Source organism: uncultured Campylobacter sp., assembly GCF_938040115.1.
Lineage (GTDB): Bacteria > Campylobacterota > Campylobacteria > Campylobacterales > Campylobacteraceae > Campylobacter_A.
On sequence record NZ_CALHXD010000301.1, the window covers coordinates 1 to 5622 of the forward strand.

Sequence of the window (5622 nt, forward strand, 5' to 3'; positions counted from 1 at the left end):
CAAAGCGCAAATTTTCAAGAAGCAAAATTTCGCCAGGCTTTAGTGCGGCGGCTTTAGCTTTGGCATCGGCGCCGATGACGTCCTCGGCAAATATCACGTCCCTATCAAGCAGCCTCGAAAGCCTCTTTGCGACGCCTCGCAGCGAAAATTTCTCCTCAAAGCCGTTTTTCGGACGTCCTAGATGGCTAGCCAAAACCACGCTGCAGCCGTTATCCAGGCAGTAGCGGATAGTTGGTATCGCAGAGCGTATGCGGCGGTCGTCGGTGATGTTTAAAAACTCGTCCATCGGCACGTTAAAATCGCACCTGACAAATACCTTCGCGCCGCCCAGCTCAAGGTCGTTGATCGATAAAATTTCACTCATTTTTCACCCTTTAAATTTACTTCGTAGCGACGATCTTAGCTAGATCGACGAGTCTTGTCGAGTAGCCCCACTCGTTGTCGTACCACGCAAAGACCTTTACCATATCACCCGCAATAACCTGCGTCGTGTCGCTCGCTACGATACTGCTGTATGCGCTCGTGCAAAAGTCGCTGCTAACCCTGTAATCGTCATCTACGAATAAAATTCCCTTTAAATTTGACTCCGCAGCCGCTCTAAACGCCTCGTTTATCTCCTCTTTGCTAGCCGGTCTTTTTAAAACCGCCGTTAGATCGACCATAGAGACGTTTGCGACTGGTACGCGCACGCTTTGGCCGTGCATCTTGCCGTTTAGCTCTGGAAGCACTTTAGCGATAGCTTTTGCGGCTCCGGTGGTCGTAGGCCCGATATTTAGGGCTGCGGCACGCGAACGGCGGAAGTCTTTGGCCTTAACATCAACCAAGCTTTGGCCGTTCGTGTAGGCGTGGATCGTAGTCATGAGCCCTTTTATGATGCCAAATTTATCATTTAGTACTTTTGCGACGGGAGCTAGGCCGTTTGTCGTGCAGCTTGCGTTTGAGACGATCGCTTCGCCTGCGTATTTATCGTCGTTTACGCCGACTACGAACGTCGCCGTGTCGTCTTTTGCCGGAGCGCTCATGACGACTTTTTTGATACCGCGAGCTAGATACGGCTCGCATTTTTCAGTGGTCAAAAACTTGCCCGTGCACTCCAAAACCACGTCTGCACCGTAGTCAGCGTAGCTAAGCTCGTTTAGATCTCTTGTTGAAAAAACTCTTATCTTTTTACCGTTTACTTCTATAAAATCGTCGCTTATCACCTTAACGTCTTGCTTAAATTCGCCGTGCACGCTGTCGTATTTGAGCAGATAGCGCGTCATGTCGCGCGTCGCCGTGTCGTTGATAGCGACAAGCTCAACGTCGTCTCGCTCTAAAATAATACGAGCAGCGCACCTGCCGATACGTCCAAAACCGTTGATCGCGATTTTTACCATGTTTAGCTCCTTGTGCTGGATTTTCCGGTCGCTTTAGGGTGCCCAGAAAGGTTATTTTCATACTTTTTAGCTTTTGCGCGTTAAATTTACCGGCCTCAACCGATGCCGAGCGCGTAAATTTAAGCCGCTCTAAAGCCCGCCTTTTGCAAATTTAGCCCTGCACGGACGCCAAAAGCAAGCCCGTCAAAGCCCAAAAATCCCCAAATTTTACAAAATCTCCATTTAATTTGCGCTTTATCGGCGATTTTTTTGATTTTCAACCAATTTTCACTTCAAATTCGCTAAACTGCACCGAAATTTTAAAGGCAAATTTATGAAAATCGCGCTTTTCGGCGGTAGTTTTGACCCGCCTCATCTCGGGCACGACGCCGCCGTTAAAGCCGCACTAAAGCAGCTAGACGCGGACAAGCTCATCATCATGCCGACTTTTATCAGCCCGTTTAAGAGCGAGTTTTCGGCTCCGCCGCTGCTTCGGCTAAAGTGGGCGAACGAGGCTTGGGGCGCGCTGCCTAAAGTCTGCGTGAGCGACTACGAGATCGCGCAAAATCGTCCCGTGCCGACGATAGAGAGCGTGCGGCATATGCGGCAAATTTACGCCGTGAGCGAGCTTTATCTCATCATCGGCGCCGATCATCTAGCAAGCCTAGACAAATGGCACGAGATAGACGAGCTCTTTAGGCTCGCGACTTTCGTCATAGCCAGTCGCGACGATGTAGCCGTGCCTGAAAATTTTAAAATTTTAAACATAAATGCGCCCGTTTCGTCCTCGCAAATCAGGCAAAATTTGGACAAAAACCTGATGATACCGTGCATAGCGGACGAGGCGGCGAAATTTTATCAAGGAAAAACATGCAAGAAAGAATCGAACGAATCATCAAAATCCTAGACGCCAAAAAGGCCGAAGCCATCGAAGCTATCGACATGAGCGGGCGCGAATACATCGCAAAATGCGTCATCATCGCCACCACGATGGGCGAACGCCACGCCTACTCGCTAACGGACGACCTAAAAGAGGGGCTAAAGGACGAGGGCGAGCAGTTTTTAGGCATCGAAAGCTCCGGCGACTGGGTCGTGATCGATCTAGGCGACATCCTCATCCACCTCATGAGCGCGCAGTACCGTGCCAAATACAACATCGAAGAGTTTTTAAGCAAGCTAAAAGAGGCGAAAGCCTAAGCTAAATTTAGCTTGCCTTGCTGGTGGCGTCAAATTTGCCTAAAGTATGCAGAGGACGGCAAATTTGACCCAAGCCACCTCTGCTATAAACGATAAATTTTACTTGATCTTGCAAGCGGCGTGCTTGATTATTTTAGCCAAAAGCCGACGCGCAGGCTTTTGCTTTTATTTTAAAAAAGTCAAATTTGAGGCGGACGTCGTCAAATTTAGCGACTCTTCAAACCTATACCGCAAAGACTGGCGGTACGAGCTGGAGTTTAAATTTGACCGCTCATAGTTTATGGACGAGCTTAATAAGATCACCTCTATCATAAACTCCCAAATTTCTTAAATCCAAATTTGCGCGCCCAGACAACTATCTTTTTGATATGATAAATCGAGCCAAATTTTACCCTGATCGCTTGACGGCGCAAAGCCCGCAAATTTAACTGGCGTAGCAAAAATGAAACTAAAAACCTACACTAAATTTCTCCTGACCGTAAAATCTCCCGCGGCAAAAATCCAAAAGCTAAATAAAATTAAAAATTATCTTACGAAATTTGACTTTTAAGAGGACGAGCAAGAGAGAATTTGCAATTAAATTTGGCGCCAAAGCCGGCAAGATGGGTTTTGCAACCTTGAATTTCGACCGAAAATTTAGCAGAGAACGGACGGTGAGCGGGACACAAAACACAAGTTAGATGCATTTGGCGGCAAAGCGACTTTAATACCGAAATTTAAAAGCCGACTACCGCGAGTTTTTCCTGCTTTTTTAGCGATTATTTTATAAATCAAAAGGCCACCTTAAATCTATTTTTTATATAATCAACCAAAGTCAAGATAAAGGATGCTTATGTTTAGAAAAACTTTTGTTTTATTGGTTGCGCTCTTTACGGCGTATTTGTTTGCGGGCGACGCGTACTTGCATACGAGCGAGTCAGCCCAAAAAGGCGTAGCGCAGGCTCAAATCGCGCTTCCAAAAAACGTCACGGGCGGCGATATTTACGTCGGACTTTTTAAAGACGCCCCAAAGACGCAAGCCAAAGCGCCGGTCGTAGTTTTCCTGCACGGCTCATCTGGTATCAACAACAAAATAGGCCTTGACAAATGGCAAGAGTGGCTAGCAAAAGAGGGCATAGGAAGCTTTATGTTTGATAGCATGGCCCTAGAAAACAGGATAACCTACAAATCTCCGGCAGATAAGGAGATTTACGAAAAAGCCCATTCACTACGCTCTAGCGAAATTAAGATCGCCCTGGATGCGCTAAAAAACACTGAATGGGCGGATACGAGCAAGCTGTTTTTAGCCGGCACCAGCGAAGGCGCGGTGGCTGTAGCCAGATACGAGGGCAAGGACTTTTTGGGCAAGATTATAAACTCTTGGTCGTGCGAGGAGAATTACTTTGTAAAAGAACATAAAACGGCGCTTAGCGATACGCCGGTTTTAAATTTAGTAAGCGATCAGGATAAATATTTTTCTCAAAAAAATAGCTATCTAGGCAACGAAAACGCCACCGGAAACTGCGCCGCAGCCTACGGTGACAAGAAAAACGCGATAGTTTTACTCTTGCCTAATGCTCCGCACACGCTCATAAATTTGCCAGCCGCGCGCTTTGCGACCGTTTCTTTTATCAAAAGCATACTTGAGGGCACGTTTGACGCCGATACGATCGGCGACTAACGACTAATAAATTTGCGGCGACGAGGTCTATAAATTTTGTCGCCGCGCTTTTTGCAGATGCATAAAATTTGAGCCGAATTTGAGCGGTCTCGCGGCAAAATACTTCGTTTTATATTTTTTGTATTCAAATTTAGTTAATTTGTTTTAAATTTTAGCATTTAAAATTTGAGTCAAATTTTGCAAATCTTAGCTCCGCATTTTATTTGCCAAGACCGGCATTTTAAAAACGTTAAAATTTGAGCCGCTATGCCGCGCGTCTCTTACCACCGATAAATTTTATCCTCATAAGCGATCAGTCTAAATTCCTCTTTGTGGTTGCCGTTGCCGATCGTGTGGCTGTCTTGGCCCGCGCCGAGGCGTAGTTTATGTAGCCTGCCGCCGTAAGTACCCACAAATAGCACGCTACCGTCCTCGCTTAGAGCCATAGACTTTATCGTACCGCCCAGATAGTGGCGCCAAATTTTACGCCCGTCCTTGCCGACTGCTTTTATGTAGCCGTATGCGTCGCCGAGGATATAAAAGTCCCGCGTCGCTACGCCCGCGTAAACCCTCATCGCATCGTCGATCAGCGTGAAATTTTTCTCGCCATCTTCGTCATACGAATAAGCCTCAACATCCACCCCTTGCTTTAGAGCCGCCCTGTCCACGCCGATCGTGACGCCGTTGTAGAAGTGGCAGGAGTTCGCTATAAGCTGAGTATCGTCCGCGCTAAATAGACAAAAGTGCGGATACGAGCTCTGCGCGCCGATGCTGCCGAGCCGCTCGCCCTCGCTATCCATCAGGACGTGATCGCCGCACTGCTCGCCGGCGACGATGAGAGCATTGTCGTTTGATATAGTCGCGTTAGCCATGTCGATATAGAGTGCAGCGTTGCCGTCATCGTCCTCGTAGAGCTGTCCGTCCTCATAGATCGGATGGATGAGCTTCGCGCCGCTTTGCGAGATCAAAAATATCCCGTCGTGGCAGCTCAAAAGCACCTTGCTGCCGTCGTTAAAGGGTAAAATTTCAGCCTCGTCGTATGTTAGCTCCACGTCGTGGCTAAATTTTGCGATAGGCTCGCCGCCGCCCTTGCCGTCGTAGCCTTTTATGAGTTCAACCTCGCCTCTCCTAAGAAGGGCGTAAATTTCGTTTCGCTTTGATTTGCCCACGGCGATGACGCCCTCTGCGATAACGCTAACGTGCTCACCTTCTAGCAGATATAGCTTCTTACGCCAGCCTTCAGGCTCGCTTTGCGAGACGATAAAAAGGACGTTCTCGCCGCGCAAAGCACAAATTTGATCGACATTGCCTAGCTTGTCTCCTATTTTATCCTTCTCGTCAGCATTACCTACTTCATCCTCGCACTCCTCAAAGATAATGTTTGATGGCGGAAAATCGGCTCTAAATTTCACCGTCTCGCCGCGCTCGTTA

The 5622-nt window shown here is 47.8% G+C and carries 8 protein-coding genes; 4 read left to right on the forward strand and 4 right to left on the reverse strand.

All coding sequences use genetic code 11. The annotated features are described in order from the left end of the window. The 3 genes from pgk to Q0314_RS10230 form a co-directional block, all read right to left on the reverse strand. Positions 1–364, reverse strand: a 364-nt coding sequence (gene pgk / locus Q0314_RS10220) for a phosphoglycerate kinase (RefSeq protein ID WP_298058722.1), incomplete at its 3' end; no start/stop codon positions are given. Positions 365–380: 16 nt separating this feature from the next. After that, entirely contained in the window at positions 381–1376 is a 996-nt protein-coding gene (gap, locus tag Q0314_RS10225; protein WP_298058724.1) for a type I glyceraldehyde-3-phosphate dehydrogenase, read from the reverse strand. Positions 1377–1495: 119 nt separating this feature from the next. Beyond that, positions 1496–1636, reverse strand: a complete 141-nt coding sequence (locus tag Q0314_RS10230; protein WP_298058726.1) for a hypothetical protein — start codon at positions 1634–1636, stop codon at positions 1496–1498. Between the two features lie 53 nt (positions 1637–1689). On the opposite strand from Q0314_RS10230, the gene nadD reads away from it, so the two are divergent. The 4 genes from nadD to Q0314_RS10250 all read left to right on the forward strand — a co-directional run bounded on the left by nadD (position 1690) and on the right by Q0314_RS10250 (position 4212). Then, positions 1690–2262, forward strand: a complete 573-nt coding sequence (nadD, locus tag Q0314_RS10235) for a nicotinate (nicotinamide) nucleotide adenylyltransferase (protein ID WP_298058728.1) — start codon at positions 1690–1692, stop codon at positions 2260–2262. Then, positions 2226–2552, forward strand: a complete 327-nt coding sequence (gene rsfS / locus Q0314_RS10240) for a ribosome silencing factor (RefSeq protein ID WP_009492759.1) — start codon at positions 2226–2228, stop codon at positions 2550–2552. Before nadD ends, rsfS begins: the two co-directional genes overlap by 37 nt. Positions 2553–2598: 46 nt before the next feature. Beyond that, positions 2599–2829, forward strand: coding sequence for a hypothetical protein (locus tag Q0314_RS10245; RefSeq protein ID WP_298058731.1), 231 nt, complete (start codon positions 2599–2601; stop codon positions 2827–2829). Between the two features lie 555 nt (positions 2830–3384). Beyond that, a complete protein-coding gene (locus tag Q0314_RS10250; RefSeq protein ID WP_298058733.1) occupies positions 3385–4212 on the forward strand; it encodes an alpha/beta hydrolase in 828 nt (275 codons plus the stop codon). Positions 4213–4472: 260 nt separating this feature from the next. On the opposite strand, the gene Q0314_RS10255 is transcribed toward Q0314_RS10250, so the two are convergent. After that, positions 4473–5622 (reverse strand): hypothetical protein (locus Q0314_RS10255; protein WP_298058734.1); only part of this gene is annotated, 1150 nt, incomplete at its 5' end.

Excerpts from the sequence above, each read along its gene's own strand:
- Q0314_RS10245 (WP_298058731.1), top strand. The coding sequence starts at position 2,599 with ATGCAGAGGACGGCAAATTTGACCCAAGCCACCTCTGCTATAAACGAT.
- gap (WP_298058724.1), bottom strand. The coding sequence starts at position 1,376 with ATGGTAAAAATCGCGATCAACGGTTTTGGACGTATCGGCAGGTGCGCT.
- rsfS (WP_009492759.1), top strand. The coding sequence starts at position 2,226 with ATGCAAGAAAGAATCGAACGAATCATCAAAATCCTAGACGCCAAAAAG.
- Q0314_RS10250 (WP_298058733.1), top strand. The coding sequence starts at position 3,385 with ATGTTTAGAAAAACTTTTGTTTTATTGGTTGCGCTCTTTACGGCGTAT.
- nadD (WP_298058728.1), top strand. The coding sequence starts at position 1,690 with ATGAAAATCGCGCTTTTCGGCGGTAGTTTTGACCCGCCTCATCTCGGG.